Below are 1,625 nucleotides of genomic sequence, written 5' to 3' on the forward strand. Positions count from 1 at the left end.
CCCGCGGCACGCCGTAGCCGCTCGCGCGGGTCGGGGGTACCGGCGGCGGCCCGCGGGTCGGCCGGCGGGGCCTGGCGTCCGGTGCCGACGACGAGGACCAGCGGGGCCGCTACCCCCGGGACGCCGGTCAGCCGCACGATCTCGTCGGCGCCCCCCTCGGCCCCCACCTCCGGCAGCGTGCTGCTCAGGTGCTTCTGGGCCGCGCGGGAGAGGGGTTGTCCCTCGGCCAGCTCAACCCCGTCCTTGCCGCGGCGGGATGCTAGGACCAGCACGTCGGCCTTGACGGATCCGGCGGCGCTGTCGGTGAAGGTCAGGTCGGTCATCGCTCAGTCCCCTGTGAGTCGGTGGCTGCCGCCCTCGCGTGGCGGCCAGCCTCCGAGCCTAGCCGAGACCGTTACAGTCCGAACCATGAACGACTCGGCAGCCAAGACCTCAGCCCTGCACGACCGGCACCAGGCACTCGGCGCCAAGATGGCCGACTTCTCCGGCTGGCTGATGCCCATCGAGTACGCCGGCGGGGGCGTGCGGCGGGAGCACGCGGCGGTGCGGGAGCGGGTCGGCGTCTTCGACGTCTCCCACCTGGGCAAGGCCGTGGTGCGTGGGCCTGGCGCGAAGAACTTCGTCAACGCCTGCCTCACCAACGACCTGGACAAGGTCGGCCCGGGCCAGGCGCAGTACACGATGTGCTGCGCCGAGGACGGCGGGGTCGTCGACGACCTGATCGTCTACGTCCTGTCCGACGAGGAGCTGTTCCTCATCCCCAACGCGGCCAACACGGCCGGGGTGGTGCAGCGGCTCGCCGAGGCCGCCCCCGAGGGGATCGAGGTGGCCGGCCGGCACGAGGACTACGCCGTGCTGGCGGTGCAGGGACCACGCTCCGGTGACGTGCTGGCGGCGCTGGACCTGCCGCACGACCACGGGTTCATGTCGTTCGTGGAGGCCAGCTGGCGCGGCACGCCGGTGCTGGTCTGCCGGACCGGCTACACCGGCGAGAAGGGCTATGAGCTGGTGCCGCGGTGGGACGACGCCGGCGCGCTGTGGGACGCCGTCCTCGAGGCGGCCGGCGAGCATGACGGCCTGCCGTGCGGGCTGGGCGCCCGGGACACGCTGCGCACCGAGATGGGCTACCCGCTGCACGGCAACGACCTCGGCCCCGACATCACCCCGGTGATGGCGCGCGCGGTCTGGGCGGTCGGCTGGGACAAGCCGTCGTTCTGGGGGAAGGAGGTGCTCACCGAGCAGCGCGCCACCAAGTCCGGCCGGCTCTCCTGGGGGCTGCGCGTCACCGGCCGCGGCATCCCCCGGCCGGGCTGCCCGGTGCGCACCACCGACGGCACCGAGATCGGCACCGTCACCTCGGGCACCTTCTCCCCGACGCTGGGTGGCGGCATCGCGCTCGCGCTGCTGGACCGCGGGATCGTGACCGCCGGCGACGCCGTGGTGATCGACGTGCGCGGGCGGGACGTGGAAGCCGAGGTCACCCGGCCACCGTTCGTGGAGGCCGGCGTCCGGGACTAGCCGCCACCCACCCGTCCCGGGTGGCACCGGTGACTGCGGGCACGGCCGTGGTCAGCCGAGCGCCAGCGCCAGTCCCGCGGCGGTGCCGGCCAGCGCGCCGGCGAGCG

Annotated in this window: 2 protein-coding genes; one reads left to right on the forward strand and one right to left on the reverse strand. The window is 74.4% G+C overall.

From position 1 onward, the window contains the following. A partial coding sequence (locus GFJ45_RS15995) for a M17 family peptidase N-terminal domain-containing protein (protein ID WP_323368748.1) occupies positions 1-323 on the reverse strand: 323 nt, incomplete at its 3' end. A gap of 85 nt (positions 324-408) precedes the next feature. Here GFJ45_RS15995 and gcvT point away from each other — a divergent pair. Further along, on the forward strand, positions 409-1,518 hold the full coding sequence (gene gcvT / locus GFJ45_RS16000; RefSeq protein WP_153399075.1) for a glycine cleavage system aminomethyltransferase GcvT: 1,110 nt from the start codon (positions 409-411) through the stop codon (positions 1,516-1,518). Positions 1,519-1,625: the final 107 nt, after the last annotated feature.

The organism is Ornithinicoccus halotolerans (genome assembly GCF_009602535.1).
In the GTDB taxonomy this organism is placed as follows: Bacteria; Actinomycetota; Actinomycetes; order Actinomycetales; family Dermatophilaceae; genus Ornithinicoccus; species Ornithinicoccus halotolerans.